Here is a 17,414-nt window from a genome sequence, read left to right on the forward strand (position 1 = left end):
CTGAGTCGACTATGCTTGATGGTCGAGCCCGTTGGTCCGTACACCCCCCAAGTCCGGACCTGCGGGCTCTTTAGTGCCCCGGCACTTTTCGGGGCGGCACATTGCGGATTCACCGCAGTTTCGGGCCGATTCAGGCGGGCTCCTCCGGCCGGGCGGCGGCGAGAGGATGGACCAACCTATGACTGCAACCCTTGTTGCCAAAGATCTTTCCGGCGGCCACGACCACCGGACGCTGTTCGCCAAACTTTCCCTCACGGTGGCCCCCGGCGACGTGGTGGGTGTGGTGGGCGCCAACGGCGCCGGCAAGTCCACCCTGCTGCGCCTGCTGGCCGGCGTGGACCAGCCCCAGGGCGGCAGCGTCAGCCTCGCCCCCGCCGATGCCTTTGTGGGCTTGCTGCCCCAAGAACACGAGCGCGTCGCCGGCGAGACCGTGGCTGGCTACATCGCCCGCAGGACCGGCTGCGCCCAGGCCACCGTGGAGATGGAGTCCACCGCGGAGGCCTTGGGCTCCGGCGCACCGGGAGCCGATGACGCCTACTCGCTGGCCTTTGACCGCTGGATGGCGTCAGGCGCGGCAGACCTCGACGAACGCATCCCGCCCGTCCTGGCCGACCTCGGCCTGGACACCGGAGCGGACGCTCCCATGACCGGGCTCTCCGGCGGCCAGGCCGCCCGCGTGGCCCTCGCTGCGCTCCTGCTCAGCCGGTTCGATGTTGTGCTGCTGGACGAGCCCACCAACGACCTTGACCTCGCCGGCCTGGCCAAACTGGAAGCCTTTGTCCAGGGCCTGCGCGGCGGTGTGGTGCTGGTGTCCCATGACCGCGAGTTCCTGGCCCGCTGTGTCACCACCATCGTGGAACTGGATCTGGCGCAGAATTCCGTGGCCGTGTACGACGGCGGCTACGAGGCCTTCCTCGAGGAGCGCGCCGTGGCGCGGCGCCACGCAAGGGAAAAGTTCGAGGAGTTCGCCTCCACCAAGGCAGACCTGGTCTCCCGCGCCCGGACCCAGCGCGAGTGGAGCTCCCAAGGCGTGCGGAACGCCATGAAAAAGAGCCCGGACAACGACAAAATCCGCCGCGCCGCCAGCACCGAGTCATCGGAAAAGCAGGCGCAGAAGGTCCGGCAGATGGAATCCAGGATTGCCCGGCTGGACGTGGTGGAGGAGCCGCGGAAGGAATGGCAGCTGCAGTTCACCATTGGCCAGGCGCCCCGGTCCAGTGCGGTGGTGGCCACCTTGCGTGACGCCGTCGTGAAGCAGGGAAGCTTCACGCTGGGCCCGGTGAACCTGCAGCTTAACGCGGGGGAGCGGATCGGCATCACCGGACCTAACGGAGCCGGCAAGTCGACGCTGCTGCGCCTGCTCCTGGGCGTGCAGGCGCCCGACGCCGGGAACGCCGCCATGGGCGCCTCGGTGGCCGTCGGCGAAATTGACCAGGCCCGCGGCCTGCTGGCCGGCCACCTCAACCTTGGCGACGCCGTCGAAGCCGTGCTCACGGACCTGAATCCGGCGGAGGTCCGCACGCTGCTGGCCAAGTTCGGGTTGAAGGCGGACCACACCACCCGCCCGGTGGATTCCCTGTCGCCGGGGGAACGCACCCGCGCGGCATTGGCGCTGCTGCAGGCACGCGGGGTGAACCTGCTGGTCCTGGACGAACCCACCAACCACCTGGACCTGCCCGCCATCGAGCAGCTGGAAGAGGCGCTGGGAAGTTATGAGGGCGCTTTGCTGTTAGTAACCCATGACCGGAGGCTGCTCGAGAACGTGCGGCTGGATGTACGGTGGAATGTGGACAACGGAACGGTAACAGAACTGATGGCAGACGCAACGGAGCAACAGCGATGAGCATGGACGGCGTCGCCTGGCACTCCCTGTACAACATCTCCCGGGCCAAGAACGGCTCCCGGCCTTTCTCCAAGGCCACCCTGAAACGGGTCCTGGGCTTCGCCCGCCCGCACCGGACAAAGCTGATCGCGTTTGTGGCGCTGTCCATTGTGATGGCGTTCCTGGCCGTGGCCACGCCGGTGCTGGCCGGCCAGGTGGTTGATGCCATCGTGGCCAAGGCGGGTACAGACGAAGTGATCCGGCTGGCGCTGCTGATCGCCGTGGTGGCCGTTGCCGAAGCCGGCCTGGGGCTCGTGAGCCGCTGGCTTTCGTCCAACATCGGCGAAGGCGTGATCGTGGACCTGCGCACCAGGGTCTTTGACCATGTGCAGAAGATGCCCATCGCATTCTTCACCCGGACCCGCACCGGCGCACTGGTCAGCCGCCTGAACAACGACGTCATCGGAGCGCAGTCCGCCTTCGCCGGCACGCTGTCCGGCGTGGTCAGCAACGTAGTGGCCCTGATCCTGACGCTGATCGTAATGCTCGGGACTTCCTGGCAGGTCACCGTGCTCGCCATGATCCTGCTGCCGATCTTCCTGATCCCTGCCCGCCGGATGGGCTCCAAGCTCGCGGACCTGCGGCGTGAGGCGGCAAACCACAACGCGGCCATGGGCACCCAGATGACGGAGCGCTTCTCCGCCCCGGGCGCCACGCTGGTGAAGCTCTTCGGCCGCCCGGACGAGGAATCCCGCGAGTTCGCGGTCCGCGCCGGCCGGGTCCGGGACATCGGCGTCCGCACGGCCATGCTGCAGTTCACCTTCGTCACCGCGCTGACGCTGGTGTCCGCGCTCGCCCTGGCCCTGGTCTACGGCCTGGGCGGATGGCTGGCCATCGGCGGTCAGCTCGCCGCGGGCGACGTTGTGGTGCTGGCACTGCTGCTCACCCGTCTGTACGCCCCGCTCACCGCCCTGTCCAACGCCCGCGTGGAAATCATGAGCGCGCTGGTCAGCTTCGAGCGGGTTTTCGAGATCCTGGACCTCAAGCCCCTGATCCAGCAGAAGCCCGACGCCGTGGCCATCCCGCCGGGAAACGTTTCGGTGGAGTTTGACGACGTTCGCTTCGCCTACCCCTCGGCGGACAAGGTCTCGCTGGCCTCGCTCGAGGAAGTGTCCACGCTGGACACCCGCGGCGGCGAAGAGGTGCTGCATGGCATCAGTTTCCGGGTGGAACCCGGGCAGACCGTCGCGCTGGTGGGTTCCTCCGGTGCCGGAAAGTCCACTATCGCGCAGCTGCTTTCCCGGCTGTACGACGTCGATTCCGGCGCCGTGCGGCTCGGCGGCACTCTGCCCGGCTCGGGGCTGGACGTCCGGGACGCCACCTTCGATTCCCTGCGGGACACGTTGGGGATGGTCACCCAGGACGGACACCTCTTCCACGAATCCATTGCCTCCAACCTCCGGCTCGCACGGCCGGACGCCACTGAAGAGGACATGTGGGACGCCATCCGGCAGGCCCGCCTTGAGACCATGATCCGGTCCCTGCCCGACGGCCTGGACACGGTGGTGGGGGAGCGCGGTTACCGGCTCTCCGGCGGTGAACGCCAGCGGCTCACCATCGCACGGCTGCTGATTTCCCAGCCCCGGGTGGTCATCCTCGACGAGGCCACCGCCGCACTCGACTCCACCAACGAAGCCGCCGTGCAGGCGGCCCTGGGCGCCGCGCTCGAGGGGCGCACCGCCGTCGTGATTGCCCACCGGCTGTCCACCATCCGTGCCGCCGACGTCATCCTGGTGGTCGAGGACGGGCGGATCGTGGAACGCGGCAACCATACCGATCTGCTCGCGGCCGAGGGCCGGTACGCCGAGCTCTACCAGACGCAGTTCGCCGAAGCCACGGCCGTGGCAGCGGAAGCCGTTCCGGAGTACTAGGGCTCAGCCTTCCCCAACTGGGTAGCGCTAAGTGTCGTTTTGAGCCCTCAAAACGACACTTAGCGCTACCCACTTGGGGCCGGGGCGCAGGGTGGCCAGTTCGGGCAGGATGTGGTCCGTCAGGAGCGGGGCCAGGTCCGCAGGCGGCGGCGCGCCCCGGTCCAGCGCCGCCAGGTCCAGCCAGCGGATCTCGGCGATCTCAGCCGACGGGTGCGCGGTCCAGGTTCCGGGTGCGGTAAACACCGTGGCTTCGATGTCCGTGGCGGCCTCGTTGGCGGCGTCGGCGATCCAGACGCCCATCAGTTCCAGTTCGCGCGGATCCACCACGATCCCCACTTCCTCCTGAAGTTCCCGCGCGGCGGCGTGGACGGCGCTTTCGCCGGCTTCGGGTTTGCCTCCCGGGTGCATAAACATGCTGGTGCCGCGCTTGCGGACGGTCAGGAGCCGGCCGGCGTCATCGAAGACACAGACGGCGGAGACAACAATGCGGGCTTTCACGGTTCCGAGCCTAGCGTGTTCAGTCTCGCCGCCTCAGACCTGCCGCTTCAGACCTGCCGCCTCAGACCTGCCGCTTCAGGGCGGACGTCAGCAGCAGGTCCTTGCGCGGGCCGGTCACATCCCACGTGTAACTGAACGTGTCAGGGCCTTCGTAGGTGTAGGCCACGCGGTACGTATCGGGATCGCACCAGTGTTGGTCCAGATTGGCCTCCGGGCTGAAGCTCATCCGGTGGAAGGGCCGCCCGTCGGCAAAAAACACGTCCAGGGCGTCCGGCCGGTCGGCGGGTTTCAGGACGTATTCACGCGAGGCAGGGCCGGTAAAGGTGGGCCAGCGCATGGTGCCTTCTTCACGGAAGGCCAGGCCGCCGTCGTCCGCGGGGGAAAAATGTACGACGCCGGAAAAGGTTCCGTGGGTGCCGGTGGACCGGTCCAGCAGCTGCCGTTCGACGGCCCAGTTTCCCTGAACGGGCAAGTTCCCGGCCTGCGAGGGGCCGAGCAGGTAGGCGCGGAGGTCGAACTCCGGGGAAGGAAGATTCAAGTGCCCTCGATTGGAATCGAACCAACGACACCGGCTTTAGGAGAGCCGTGCTCTATCCACTGAGCTACGAGGGCGCGTGTCCGCTGGTCCGGCAGGGCCGGTCCGTCCGGACACGGATACAAGCATACAAGGTGGTGGGCCGTACTACGCTCTTGGCATGAGATCAGCCCCGACGTCCGCCCCCGCCGTGGCATTCCTCCCGGACACCGCCTCCACCCGCCAGTACATCGGCGCCTGGTCCGTCCTGAGTGTCCTGCAGTATTTTGTGGCGGAAGCGGCCGTGATCGGTGCCTGGGGCGGGCCGCAGCCCTACGACCGCCGGACCGGATACATCAGCGACCTCGGCGCGCTTCACTGCGGGATCTACGACGGACGCGATGTGTGTTCGCCGCTGCATTGGCTGATGAACGCCTCCTTTGTGGTCCAGGGGCTGGGCATGCTGCTCGGTGCGCTGCTGCTGGGTTCCGGGCTGCTCTGTGTGGCGGCAAGGGCCGGCGCACGGGTCCAGCCGGGGCGCCGGAAACCCTGGCAGGCGGCGGTTGCCGTGCGGGTCCTGACCGGTGCTGCCGGTGCGGGGACCATGATCGTGGGCCTGGTGCCGGAGGACGTCGGCTCCGGCTGGCACTTTGTCGGGGCGTTGATGTACTTCCTGGCCGGCGCGCTGGCGTTGCTGCTGCTGGGGGTGTTATGGCTGCGGCAGACTCCGCTGGGGTGGTTCGTGCTGGTGTGCGGGCTGGTGTCCCTCGCCGCGCTGGTCACAGGCGGACTGACAGGCCTGGATGTTCCGGAGCCCGGCACCCTGGAGCGGCTGATGGGTTATCCGGTCACCGTGGGCGTGGCAGCAGCCGGCCTGGTAATCGCCCAACGTGTGCACCGGCACCGCAAGGAGGAGCGCGCCCGGGTTACTGGGTCGGCGCGGGCCTAGCCGGCTTTCGCAGGCTTCTTGCGCAGGAACACAGCCGCTGCCCCGGCCAGCAGGCTGACGACGAACAGCACCCACCCGGCAATGGTGAGTGCGGACGCCAAGGCGACCTGGCCGGCGTCGGCCGTTTCCGATCCCAGTGCGGCGTCGATGGCGACATTGCCCCAAAGCCGGACCACCACAAACAGCAGCGGGAGGGCCCAGAGTGCCCAGCGGAGGGACTTCCTGGCGACGTTGGTCCCGATCAGGAGCAGCCAGGTGAAGCCGAAGATCAACGGGAAGAGCGTGCCGGCTGTCTTGTGGACGTAGTTGAGCTGGCCGCGGGCGTCGTTGTCCATGACGGCGTTCAGTTGGCCGACGTAGCCGGCGTCAAAACCTCCCACGAGCGAGTCGGGCATGGCCAGGCCGCCGGAGAGCTGGGTGAGCTGCTGGAGCGTGAGCAGGTGGACGTACCAGAACAGGAACAGGCTGACCACGACGCCCGCGATGAGGATCAGGTTGGTGTTGCTCTGGGCCTTCTGCGGCGAACGGCTGGTGGAGGGGTTGATGACCGGCGGGAGGCTGTGCTGCGGAACAGCCGCCTTGGAGCCGTGCTTCTTGATCCGCTGCGCTGGGGTTTTGGCCATGGCACCATTATCCCGCCACCTAAACTGGGTCCATGACCACTGGCCGGCACAGCGCCCTTGAACTTGACCCCGCCCTGGACGACTATCAGCTGGCATCCGCGCTGGTGCGCGAAGCCGGGCAACTGGCGCTCCTGATGCGCATGGCCGGGCTGCAGTCCCAGCAGAAAACCTCCATCTCCGACGTGGTGACCGCCGCGGACCACGCTGCGGAAGCCTACGTGCTGGGGCAGTTGCGGCGCTGCCGGCCGGAGGATGGCATCTTAGGGGAGGAGGGCGCCTCGGTGGCCGGAACCAGCGGCCGTACCTGGGTGGTCGACCCCGTGGATGGCACCTATAACTTCCTGCACGGATCCACATACTGGTGCTCGGCCCTCGCACTGAAGGACCCGTCCGATGTGCTGCTCGGCGCGATTTTCCAGCCGGAGGAGGACAAGCTCTGGCTGGGCGGAACGGCCCACGCGGCCACACTGAATGGCGAGGTACTGACCGCCTACCGTGACTCGGGCGCTGTCCAGGATGGCGGGGCGCGCAACGCAACCGCGCTCGCCGAACTCGGCGCAGCCACCTACATCCACCCCACCTGGCTGATGGATCCGCTCTGCGCCATGCCCTGGCACGCTGCGGCCACCTCCGCCGCGGCGCTGCGGATGTTCGGCTCCGGGTCCTGCGACCTGGGCCGGGTGGCCGATGGCCAGCTGGGATGCTGGTTCCAGCACAGCTGCCCGGAATGGGACTGGTTGCCGGGCAAGGCGATCGTCCGCGCCGCCGGCGGCGCCACGGACACGGTCCGGATCAACGGCCTGGACTGGTTTATGGCGGGAGGCACGACGGCGGTGCGGGAGTTGCGTGCGGCCCTTGAGTCGGGCTCCATCGCCTGAGTCCGGGCCGCCTTTTGCGCGCTTCCCGGGTGGGAGCACGGTGTTATCCACAGGCTGGACCTGACTGTCAGCCCCACCGCCTAGACTTGTAGGCACCATGGATATGTTGTTTGACCCGTACTCTGACGGACCGTTCAAGGTCGCCGCGCCAGCCTCCGCCCGCACCAAGTCGCGCCCGGAAGGCCTTGCCGCGGCCGCCGAATTCGGTGGCGGCGGGCCGGGCGGCGGCTCCGAACACGCAGCAGAACAGGGCGCCCAGCGCACGGGCGGCTGGGCCAACCAGCAGCCCTCTCATGACGGCAACGGCGAGCCGGCCCACCACCGGCCCAACGCCGAGGAACTCCTGGAGGGGCTTAACCCGCAGCAGGAGGAGGCCGTCAAGCACGCCGGCGGCGCCCTGCTAATTGTGGCCGGCGCCGGCTCGGGAAAGACCCGCGTTCTCAGTAACCGGATCGCCTACCTCATTGCCACGCACCGCGCGCACCACGGTGAGGTCCTGGCCATCACGTTCACCAACAAGGCCGCCGCCGAGATGCGGGAGCGCATCGCGGCGCTGGTGGGTGGACGGGCCAAGATCATGTGGATCTCCACGTTCCACTCATCCTGCGTGCGTATCCTGCGCCAGGAGGCCGCGAACGTCGGCCGGAAGTCGAACTTCTCCATCTACGACTCCGCGGACTCGCTGCGGCTGGTCGTCCAGGTCTCCAAGAGCCTGGACCTGGATCCCAAGAAGTTCGCGCCCAAGGCCATCCAGCACAAGATCTCCGCGCTCAAGAACGAGCTCATCGACGCCGATGCCTACGCGTCCTCCGCGAATTACAACGATCCCTTCGAGTCCGCTGTGGCTGACGTCTTCAAGGGCTACACCCAGCGGCTGCGCCAGGCCAACGCCATGGACTTCGATGACCTCATCGCCGAGACCGTCTACATGTTCCGCGCCTTCCCGGCGCTCGCCGCGTCCTACCGACGGCGGTTCCGGCACGTCCTCGTGGACGAGTACCAGGACACCAACCACGCCCAGTACGCCCTGGTCCGCGAGATAGTGGGTGAGGGCCCCGGTGCGTCCGAGCTCACCGTCGTGGGCGACTCCGACCAATCCATCTACGCCTTCCGCGGCGCCGACATCCGCAACATCGTGGAGTTCGAAAAGGACTACCCGGACGCCCGCACCATCAAACTGGAGCAGAACTACCGCTCCACGCAGAACATCCTCAGCGCGGCCAACTCCGTGATCTCACGCAACCCCAACCGCCCCGACAAGCGGCTGTGGACCGCCGAGGGCGAGGGCCACAAGATCATCGGCTATGTGGGCGAGAACGAGCACGCCGAGGCCCAGTTCATTGCCAAGGAGATTGACCGGCTCCAGGACGAGGACAACCTCCGCCCCGGTGATGTTGCCATTTTCTACCGCACCAACGCGCAGTCCCGTTCCATTGAGGATGTGCTGGTCCGGGTGGGCCTGCCGTACAAGGTGGTGGGTGGCACCCGCTTCTACGACCGCAAGGAAATCAAGGACGCCCTCGCGTACCTCCGCGTTCTGGTGAACCCGGACGACGACGTCAACCTGCGCCGGGTGCTCAACGAACCCAAGCGCGGCATTGGTGACCGCGCCGAAGGTGCCGTGGCCGCACTGGCCGAGCGCGAACGGATGTCGTTCATGGCCGCCGCCCGGCGGGCTGAAGAAGCTCCCGGCATGGCCACCCGTTCCGTCAACGCCGTCCTCGGGTTTGTGAAACTGCTGGACGACCTCGCAGAGGTTGCCTCCGGTTCAGGCGCCGCCGCCGCGCTGGAGGCCGTCCTGGAACAGACCGGCTACCTCGCCGGGCTGCGTTCCAGCACTGATCCACAGGACGAGTCCCGCGTGGAGAACCTGGCGGAACTCGTCGCCGTCGTGCGTGAATACGAACAGGAGAACCCGGAAGGGTCCCTGGGTGCGTTCCTGGAACAGGTGTCGCTGGTGGCAGACGCGGACCAGATCCCGGACGCCCCCGGCGCGGACATCGACGCCGCCGTGGCCGAAGCCAAACGCCTGGGCGTGGTCACGCTGATGACCCTCCACACCGCCAAGGGGCTCGAATTCCCGGTGGTGTTCCTGACCGGCATGGAACACGGGCTGTTCCCGCACCAGCGCTCGGCCACGGACCCCAAGGAACTCGCCGAGGAACGCCGGCTGGCCTACGTGGGCCTGACCCGCGCGCGCAAGCGCCTCTACGTCACCCGGTCCGAAGTCCGCAGCATGTGGGGCCAAAGCCAGTACAACCCGGCCAGCCAGTTCCTCGAGGAAATTCCGGCGGAGCTGCTGGAGTGGAAACGCGAAGGCACCAGCCGGCAGCCCGGCGGGTGGGGGAGCAGCAGCGCGGCGATCGGCTCCAGCCGTTACGGCGGATCCTTCTGGGGCGCCGGCACGTCCCGCGGTGCGGCCGCAGATTCCTCGGCGGGCTTCAACGCAGACGTTCCCGCGGCGATCGCCAAGAACCGGGTCCAGCCGCAGAAGGAGATTGTGGCCGTCAGTGTGGGCGACAAGGTCAACCACACCAGCTTCGGCAACGGCACGGTGCTGGCGCTGGAAGGCGCGGGGGACAAGACGGTGGCCAAGGTGAAGTTCAGCGTCGGTGAGAAGCGTCTCCTGCTCCGCTACGCGCCGCTCACGAAGCTCGACGCCTGACCACGCTTGCCCTTGTCCGGGCACCCCGGCTGGCTTACAGTTCAGGAACGCGCGGTACCCGGGAAACAGCGGGTAGCCGGTGAACCGGTGAAGCGCAGGCCATTTGAGCACAGCAGAACTTGAGCACAGCATATTCGGGGGCACCACTGTGAAGATCCTGTTCGCCAGCCAGGCCATTGACGGCCATTTCAACCCCATGACGGGCGTGGCGATGCGGCTCAAGGACCGCGGCCACGAGGTGGCCTGGTACACGGGTCCCGTCTATGCGGACAGGCTCGGCGGAATGGGAATCCAGCACTTCCCCTTCCGCAGGGCCATCGAGCACCGCGCGGACAACCTCAATGAGCTCTATCCGGAGCGGGCCAAGCTCAAGGGCCCACGGGCCATCGGCTTCGACGGCGAGAAGATTTTCGCCAGCAACGTCAGCCACTTCTTCGAGGACATCCGCGAGGTCGCGCAGCAGAATCCCTTCGACGTTCTTGTGGCGGACAGTTCCATGTTCATTCACCGGCTCGTCTCCCACTTGATGGGCAAGCCGGTGGTGAATTTTGTTGCGATCCCCAACATGGAAAGCGACCCGCAGGTGCCGCCGCTTTTCTTCGGGTTCCGGCCGCCCCGCAATCCCGTGGAGAAGGCGGTCCAAGGCCTGGCGGGCCTGCTGTCCGACAAGGTCATTCTTCGGCCTGCCAGTCAAAGCTACCGCCGGCAGCATGCCGCCTACGGCCAGGCTGTTCCGCGGCAAGGCCGGCTGACGGACGAACCCTATCGGTGCTCGGACGCCATTATCCAGACCGGCACGGAATCCCTCGATTTCCCGCGGCGCCGGGTCAACGCCAAAGTGCACTACGTCGGGGCGCTCCTGCCATACCGGTCGCCTGGCCAGGCGCCCGCCGATCCTGGTGGGAACAGTGGGGACGGCGGCTTTCCCCGGTCCTATCCCGCAACACTCGTTGTCACCCAGGGAACAGTGGACAACCTGGACCAGGACAAACTCATCGTTCCGTCGCTTGAGGCAGTCAAGGACATGGATGCGTTGGTTATCGTCGCAACCGGCGGGCACGGCACCGAGCAACTGAAGGCCCGCTACCCGCAGCCCAACGTGGTGGTGCGGGACTACGTGGACTTCGCGGAGGTCTTTGACTTCACGGATGTCTTCATCACCAACGGCGGATTTGGCGGTGTGCAGCTGAGCCTGTCCAAGGGGGTTCCCTTGGTGGTTTCGGGCATCAACGAGGGCAAAAGTGACGTCAACGCCCGGGTGGAACACTCCGGCGTCGGCATTAACCTCAGGACGGAGTCACCCAAGCCCGCAGACATAGCGGCTGCAGTTCGAAAGGTCCTGGCGGATCCCGGCTGGAAATCCCGCGCCCGGACGATGCAGGAGCAATTCGACCGTGAGGATCCCGCCGAAGCTGCTGCCGCCGTCGTAGAGGCCGCCGGGACGCGCCCGACGGACTGAGACCGCTGCCGGGGCATAATGGAGGCCATGCGACGGACTGTATTGGGGATCCTGGCCGCCCTCTTCGTAGTGACCGGCACTGCTTGCAGCATCACCACCGAGGACCCGGGCTATGTGGCTCCGCCGCCGCTGCCGGCCATGGAACAACTGGAACAGGCAGCGCTGGCCGACCCCGCCGCGTTCAGGGCCAGCGGGGATGTCCTGTCCTTCATCACGGAGGACCGGAACATTGTGTGCTCCCTGCCATCGGCCCGTGGGGAACACCTCAACCTCCCGTATGAGTCGAACAGCTTCAGTGATGCGGCCAACAACAAGCTCGCCACCGTCCCGGTGGCGCATTGCGAGCTTGCCGGATACCCCAAGCCTGCCGCGGGCGACATCAAAGACGACTGCGCCGGCACCGGCCTGGGCTATCTGGGCGGAGCGGCGCTGCTCAGCCCGGACAGGGCAACGTATGGGGAGTGCCGTTCCGGCGTCACACAAATGGAGGCAGCCTACGGACCCAAGGGAAACAAGAGCGGCCCGCTGACGGAACTGCGGGTCCTCGCCGAGCGCCAGAACCTGGAAGGGAACGGGCTGCGCTGTTCGGCCCATAACGGCGGTGTGGCGTGCGGAAACGTCTCGGCCGGCGTCGGGTTCTTTGTGGCCCGGGACCGCTACGAACCTATTTCCAAGGACGCGGCAACAGCCTCCACGGCACCCGCGGAGGCCTCAAAAACCCCGTAATCTAGGCGTTTTTCTACGCTCCATAGAATAGTGTCGTTACTCACATAAGCGGTAGTGTGGAACGGGCCGGTCCTCTGAGAGGGCTAGAGTTCCGAATGGAGCATTGCGCTGTGGGGCCCGTTTCCGGACTGGTCGCAGGTGCAGGCAATCCGCAGCCCGGTCATCGTCTTCGGCGATGCCCGACTGTACAGAAACTACTTCGACGTAGAAGGACACTAAACCGTGGACCTGTTTGAATACCAGGCGCGCGATATGTTCGAGGCGCACGGTGTACCCGTGCTTGCCGGCATCGTGGCGTACACCCCAGAAGAAGCAAAGGCAGCTGCCGAGAAAATCGGCGGCGTAACTGTCGTTAAGGCCCAGGTTAAGGCTGGTGGCCGCGGTAAGGCTGGCGGCGTCAAGGTTGCCAAGACCGCCGATGAGGCGTTTGAGCACTCCACCAACATCCTGGGCATGGACATCAAGGGCCACACCGTCAACAAGGTGATGATTGCCCAGGGTGCCGACATTGCCGAGGAGTACTACTTCTCCGTCCTGCTGGACCGGGCCAACCGCAACTACCTGGCCATGTGCTCGGTAGAAGGTGGCATGGAAATCGAACAGCTCGCCGTCGAACGCCCTGAGGCGCTCGCCAAGATCGCCATCGACCCCGCTGTGGGCATCGACCAGGCCAAGGCCGACGAAATCGTCGCAGCTGCAGGCTTCGATGAGGAACTGCGCGGCAAGGTCGCCGCCGTGATCCTCAAGCTCTGGGACGTTTTCAAGAAGGAAGACGCCACCCTCGTTGAGGTAAACCCGCTGGTCAAGACCGGCGCCGGCGACATCGTGGCACTGGACGGCAAGGTCTCCCTCGACGAGAACGCCGGCTTCCGCCACGCCAAGCACGCCCTCCTCGAAGACAAGGACGCTGCAGATCCGCTCGAGGCCAAGGCCAAGGCGCAGGACCTGAACTACGTCAAGCTGGACGGCTCCGTTGGCATCATCGGCAACGGTGCGGGCCTGGTCATGTCCACCCTGGACGTTGTCGCCTACGCCGGTGAAAACCACGGCAACGTCAAGCCCGCCAACTTCCTGGACATCGGCGGTGGAGCTTCCGCCGAGGTCATGGCTGCCGGCCTCGACGTCATCCTGGGCGACCCGCAGGTCAAGTCCGTATTCGTGAACGTCTTCGGTGGCATCACCGCGTGTGACGCCGTCGCCAAGGGCATCGTTGGCGCGCTGGCCGAGCTGGGCCACTCCGCGAACAAGCCGCTGGTAGTCCGCCTCGACGGCAACAACGTTGAAGAAGGCCGCCGCATCCTGGCCGAGGCCAACCACCCGCTGGTTACCCTGGCCGCCACCATGGACGAGGGCGCCGACAAGGCCGCCGAGCTCGCCAACGCAGCTAAGTAAAGGGACGCACCATGTCTATCTATCTGAACAAGGACTCCAAGGTCATCGTCCAGGGCATCACCGGCGGCGAAGGCACCAAGCACACCGCCCTGATGCTGAAGGCCGGCACCAACATTGTTGGTGGCGTCAACGCCCGTAAGGCCGGCACCACGGTCCTGCACGGCGATACCGAAATCACCGTTTTTGGCACCGTCAAGGAAGCCATGGCTGAAACCGGCGCCGACGTCTCCATCGTTTTCGTGCCGCCGGCATTCACCAAGAACGCCGTGGTTGAGGCCATCGAGGCAGGCATCGGCCTGGTCGTAGTCATCACCGAAGGCGTGCCGGTCCAGGATTCCGCCGAGTTCTGGGCACTGGCCCAGTCCACGGTTGACGCCGACGGCAAGCAGGTCACCCGCATCATCGGCCCGAACTGCCCCGGCATCATCACGCCGGGCGAAGCGCTGGTTGGCATCACGCCGGCCAACATCACGGGCAAGGGCCCCATCGGCCTGGTTTCCAAGTCCGGAACCCTGACCTACCAGATGATGTACGAGCTGCGCGACCTGGGCTTCTCCACCGCCATCGGCATCGGCGGCGACCCGGTCATCGGCACCACACACATCGACGCCCTCGAAGCGTTCGAAGCCGACCCGGAGACCAAGGCGATCGTCATGATCGGCGAAATCGGCGGCGACGCCGAGGAGCGTGCCGCCGACTACATCAAGGCACACGTCACCAAGCCGGTTGTTGGCTACGTGGCCGGCTTCACCGCTCCCGAAGGCAAGACCATGGGCCACGCAGGCGCCATCGTCTCCGGTTCCGCCGGTACCGCCCAGGCCAAGAAGGAAGCCCTCGAGGCTGCAGGCGTGAAGGTCGGCAAGACGCCGTCCGAGACCGCCAAGCTGCTGCGCGAAGTTTTCGCAACGCTCTAGGCACTACAGCACTACAACGCGGGGTCACTCCCTGCCCCTTCCAGAGGTTGGATCGGGCACGGGAGTGACCCCGCGTTGTTGTTTAAAGCACGACGACGGACGCTCACCTTCTGCTGGAAGGTGAGCGTCCGTCGTCGTACTCGAGCGGTGACTAGGCGGTCGCGTGGAGCCTGGGGAGTGCGTCCACCAGCGCGGCCAGCTCGGGAATCTCCTGGGCCTCGGCCAGGGCGCGCTCCAGCGTGGCGTCATGGACCGGGCGCGTTTCCTCCAGCAGGGCGATGCCGCTGGGCGTGAGCTCGGTGTAGATGCCGCGGCGATCGTCCGCGCAGAGGATCCGGGTCAGCAGGGCGCGGTCCTCAAGCCTGTTGACCAGCCGAGTGGTGGCGCTGGCGCTGAGGGCTGTGGCGCGGGCGAGCTGCTGCATGCGCATGTGCCAGCCGTCCTGGCGGCTGAGCGCATCCAGCACGGTGTACTCCACCACTGACAGCTTTGATTCGGCCTGCAGGGAGCGTTCCAGCTCACCCTCGATCAGGCCGTGCAGCGCCGCGAGCGTGCGCCAACCCTGTGCCCGGACCTCCACGGCGTCGTCCTTGATGCCCATCTGTCTTTCCTCTCGCGGGTGCTCCGGCCGCCTGGCGGCGTGAGGCGGAACACAATCGATAATCGTTGCTTGCGCGGTGTATCTGCTTGTGCAACAATAAATAACGCGTCTGCAACTACTAGCTTACGCGTCCTATCTCATTCCGTACAGTTTTCAAAGGAGCATCCACATGCCCATTGGCCTGATAGCCCTCGCCCTCGGCGGGTTCGGCATCGGACTCACCGAGTTCGTGATCATGGGCCTGCTGCCCGAGGTTGCCGCCGACTTCCAGGTCAGCGAGGCCACGGCAGGCTGGCTGATCTCCGGATACGCCCTCGCCGTCGTGGTCGGCGCCTTGGTGCTGACCGCGGCGGTGACCCGCTTCGAACGCAAGCCCGTCCTCGCTGTCCTGCTGGTCCTGTTCATCGCCGGCAACCTGCTCTCCGCCATCGCTCCCGATTACGGGATGATGATGGTCGGCCGGATCATCGCCGCCCTGGCGCACGGTGCCTTCTTCGGGATCGGAGCCGTGGTGGCCGCGGACATGGTTGCCCCCACCAAAAAGGCCGGCGCCATCGCCATCATGTTCACCGGGCTCACCGCAGCCAACGTCCTGGGCGTGCCGTTCGGCACGATGCTGGGACAGGCCGCAGGCTGGCGCTCGACGTTCTGGGCCATCACCGTCATCGGGGTCATCGCCCTGGCGGGAATCCTGGCGCTCGTTCCGAAGACCGGCCATGGCGACACCACGCCCGGAACCCTGCGCAGCGAACTACGCGCCTTCCGCTCCGGCCAGGTGTGGCTCTCCATCCTGGTCACCATCCTCGGCTACGGCGGGATGTTCGGCGCCTTCACCTACATCGCCTTCACGCTCACCGCGGTCTCCGGCTTCGCAGCCTCCACCGTTCCGTGGCTGCTGATCGTCTTCGGCGTAGGCCTCTTTATCGGCAACACCATCGGCGGCAAGGCCGCGGACCGCAATGTGGACCGCACGCTCGTGGTGGTGCTCTCCGTGCTGGTGGTGGTGCTCGTCGGTTTTGCCCTGACCGCCGGCAACCAGGTGCTCACCGTTGCCTCCATCGTCCTGATGGGCGGCTTCGGATTCGCCACCGTGCCGGGACTGCAGATGCGCGTGATGAAGTACGCCTCCAGCGCCCCCACCCTCGCGTCCGGCGCCAATATTGGTGCCTTCAACGTGGGCAACGCCCTCGGCGCCTGGCTCGGCGGAGTGACCATCACCGCCGGACTCGGCTACACCTCGCCCATCTGGGCCGGCGCCGGCATCACCCTGCTGGGGCTCGTGGTGATGATCATCGCCGCCGCCGGAGCCAAGCGGGCCGTCCGGCAGGCACCCGCAGACGCCGCTCCCGGCGGACGCGTGGCCGCCGAACCTGTGGCAGTCCTGCACTAATCCTTCAAACGTCAATCCTCAACCCGCAACAGGAGAACCCATGACTTCCACCCCCATCACCACGTCCATCCCCGAGATCACCCTCAACAACGGCGTGCGGATGCCGCAGCTGGGGTTCGGCGTCTTCCAGGTGTCCGACGACGACACCACTGCCGCGGTCAGCCACGCGCTTGCAGCCGGCTACCGGAGCATCGACACCGCCGCCATCTACGGCAATGAGGCGGGTACCGGACGTGCCATCGCCGAGTCCGGCATCGACCGCGAAGAGCTGTTCATTACGTCCAAACTGTGGGTGGCCGACCTCGGCTACGACGCCACGCTGGCCGCGTTCGAGGCCAGCCTGGACAAGCTGGGACTGGACTACCTGGACCTCTACCTCATCCACTGGCCGGCGCCGGCAACCAACCTGTACCTCGAGTCCTGGCGGGCGCTGGAGCACCTGCTGGCCAGCGGCAAGGCCCGGGCCATCGGCGTCTCCAACTTCCTCCCCGAGCACCTGCAGAAGGTCATTGACCTGGGCGGCACGGTCCCGGCCATTAACCAGATTGAGCTCCACCCGGCCCTGCAACAGCGGGACATTGCAGACTTTAATGCCGCACACGGGATCGCCACGGAGGCCTGGAGCCCGCTCGCGCAGGGTGCCGTGCTGGCAGATCCGGCCGTTGTGGACATCGCGGCACGGCATGGTGTGAGCCCGGCGCAGGCCATTCTTCGCTGGCACCTGCAGCAGGGCCGGATCATCATCCCCAAGTCCGTCACTCCGCAGCGAATCAGGGAGAACCTGGACGTCTTCGGCTTCGACCTGACGGGCGACGAACTCTCTGTCATCGACGGCCTGGAGCGCGACGGCCGCACCGGTCCGCACCCGGCGGAGTTCAACGGCTAGGAAAAGCCCACCCTCGGGTCTCGACGGGCTCGACCACCGGTGCAGCGACGGGTCTCGACGGGCTCGGGGCTTGAGGACCAATGCTCGGGAGAGTCGCGCTAAGCCGGTGGGGCCAGGTAGTAGAGGTTCTGGTCGGCACCGCTGTTACGCCGGGTCACGGCGTTGG

Annotated in this window: 15 protein-coding genes and 1 tRNA gene; 11 read left to right on the plus strand and 5 right to left on the minus strand. The window is 66.5% G+C overall.

Annotated elements, in window-relative coordinates:
• Nucleotides 1–178: 178 nt before the first annotated feature.
• Nucleotides 179–1,843: an ABC-F family ATP-binding cassette domain-containing protein gene (locus ACX80M_RS13725; RefSeq protein WP_252602326.1), complete on the plus strand. Its 1,665-nt coding sequence runs from the start codon at nt 179–181 to the stop codon at nt 1,841–1,843.
• Nucleotides 1,840–3,753: an ABC transporter ATP-binding protein gene (locus ACX80M_RS13730; RefSeq protein WP_104062820.1), complete on the plus strand. Its 1,914-nt coding sequence runs from the start codon at nt 1,840–1,842 to the stop codon at nt 3,751–3,753. The genes ACX80M_RS13725 and ACX80M_RS13730 overlap by 4 nt, the downstream gene beginning before the upstream one ends.
• Nucleotides 3,754–3,780: 27 nt before the next feature.
• Here ACX80M_RS13730 and ACX80M_RS13735 read toward each other — a convergent pair whose 3' ends face one another.
• From ACX80M_RS13735 to ACX80M_RS13745, 3 genes are all read right to left on the minus strand, one after another.
• Nucleotides 3,781–4,251: an NUDIX hydrolase gene (locus tag ACX80M_RS13735; RefSeq protein WP_459309851.1), complete on the minus strand. Its 471-nt coding sequence runs from the start codon at nt 4,249–4,251 to the stop codon at nt 3,781–3,783.
• Nucleotides 4,252–4,312: 61 nt separating this feature from the next.
• Nucleotides 4,313–4,789, minus strand: a complete 477-nt coding sequence (locus tag ACX80M_RS13740; RefSeq protein ID WP_252602331.1) for a DUF6314 family protein — start codon at nt 4,787–4,789, stop codon at nt 4,313–4,315.
• A gap of 1 nt (nt 4,790) precedes the next feature.
• Nucleotides 4,791–4,863, minus strand: a tRNA-Arg gene (locus ACX80M_RS13745).
• A gap of 83 nt (nt 4,864–4,946) precedes the next feature.
• Between ACX80M_RS13745 and ACX80M_RS13750 the strand changes: the two genes are divergently transcribed.
• Nucleotides 4,947–5,714 (plus strand): DUF998 domain-containing protein, encoded by a 768-nt coding sequence (locus tag ACX80M_RS13750; RefSeq protein ID WP_252611359.1) that lies wholly within the window; start codon nt 4,947–4,949, stop codon nt 5,712–5,714.
• Here ACX80M_RS13750 and ACX80M_RS13755 read toward each other — a convergent pair.
• Nucleotides 5,711–6,337, minus strand: coding sequence for a hypothetical protein (locus ACX80M_RS13755; protein ID WP_252602335.1), 627 nt, complete (start codon nt 6,335–6,337; stop codon nt 5,711–5,713). The genes ACX80M_RS13750 and ACX80M_RS13755 overlap by 4 nt on opposite strands.
• Nucleotides 6,338–6,369: 32 nt before the next feature.
• Between ACX80M_RS13755 and ACX80M_RS13760 the strand changes: the two genes are divergently transcribed.
• The 6 genes from ACX80M_RS13760 (at nt 6,370) to sucD (ending at nt 14,371) form a co-directional block, all read left to right on the plus strand.
• The gene (locus ACX80M_RS13760) at nt 6,370–7,215 is read left to right on the plus strand and encodes an inositol monophosphatase family protein (protein ID WP_252602337.1); all 846 of its coding nucleotides are present in this window, start codon (nt 6,370–6,372) and stop codon (nt 7,213–7,215) included.
• 97 nt (nt 7,216–7,312) lie between these two features.
• Nucleotides 7,313–9,880 carry a DNA helicase PcrA gene (pcrA, locus tag ACX80M_RS13765; RefSeq protein ID WP_459309852.1) on the plus strand — a complete coding sequence of 856 codons (2,568 nt, stop codon included), beginning with the start codon at nt 7,313–7,315 and terminating at the stop codon, nt 9,878–9,880.
• Between the two features lie 103 nt (nt 9,881–9,983).
• Nucleotides 9,984–11,339 carry a glycosyltransferase gene (locus ACX80M_RS13770; RefSeq protein ID WP_252602340.1) on the plus strand — a complete coding sequence of 452 codons (1,356 nt, stop codon included), beginning with the start codon at nt 9,984–9,986 and terminating at the stop codon, nt 11,337–11,339.
• Between the two features lie 18 nt (nt 11,340–11,357).
• Entirely contained in the window at nt 11,358–12,065 is a 708-nt protein-coding gene (locus tag ACX80M_RS13775; protein ID WP_252614793.1) for a hypothetical protein, read from the plus strand.
• Between the two features lie 222 nt (nt 12,066–12,287).
• Nucleotides 12,288–13,457 (plus strand): ADP-forming succinate--CoA ligase subunit beta, encoded by a 1,170-nt coding sequence (sucC, locus tag ACX80M_RS13780; protein ID WP_141139579.1) that lies wholly within the window; start codon nt 12,288–12,290, stop codon nt 13,455–13,457.
• 11 nt (nt 13,458–13,468) lie between these two features.
• The gene (sucD, locus tag ACX80M_RS13785) at nt 13,469–14,371 is read left to right on the plus strand and encodes a succinate--CoA ligase subunit alpha (RefSeq protein ID WP_252602344.1); all 903 of its coding nucleotides are present in this window, start codon (nt 13,469–13,471) and stop codon (nt 14,369–14,371) included.
• A gap of 151 nt (nt 14,372–14,522) precedes the next feature.
• Here sucD and ACX80M_RS13790 read toward each other — a convergent pair whose 3' ends face one another.
• Nucleotides 14,523–14,972, minus strand: coding sequence for a MarR family winged helix-turn-helix transcriptional regulator (locus ACX80M_RS13790; RefSeq protein ID WP_252602347.1), 450 nt, complete (start codon nt 14,970–14,972; stop codon nt 14,523–14,525).
• Between the two features lie 169 nt (nt 14,973–15,141).
• Between ACX80M_RS13790 and ACX80M_RS13795 the strand changes: the two genes are divergently transcribed.
• Together ACX80M_RS13795 and ACX80M_RS13800 are read left to right on the plus strand one after the other, a co-directional pair.
• Nucleotides 15,142–16,362 carry an MFS transporter gene (locus tag ACX80M_RS13795; RefSeq protein ID WP_459309853.1) on the plus strand — a complete coding sequence of 407 codons (1,221 nt, stop codon included), beginning with the start codon at nt 15,142–15,144 and terminating at the stop codon, nt 16,360–16,362.
• A 40-nt stretch (nt 16,363–16,402) separates the two neighbouring features.
• Complete coding sequence (locus ACX80M_RS13800; protein ID WP_256471231.1) at nt 16,403–17,248, plus strand: aldo/keto reductase; 846 nt, start codon at nt 16,403–16,405, stop codon at nt 17,246–17,248.
• Nucleotides 17,249–17,414 lie beyond the last annotated feature (166 nt).

The organism is Pseudarthrobacter sp. MDT1-22 (genome assembly GCF_054511035.1).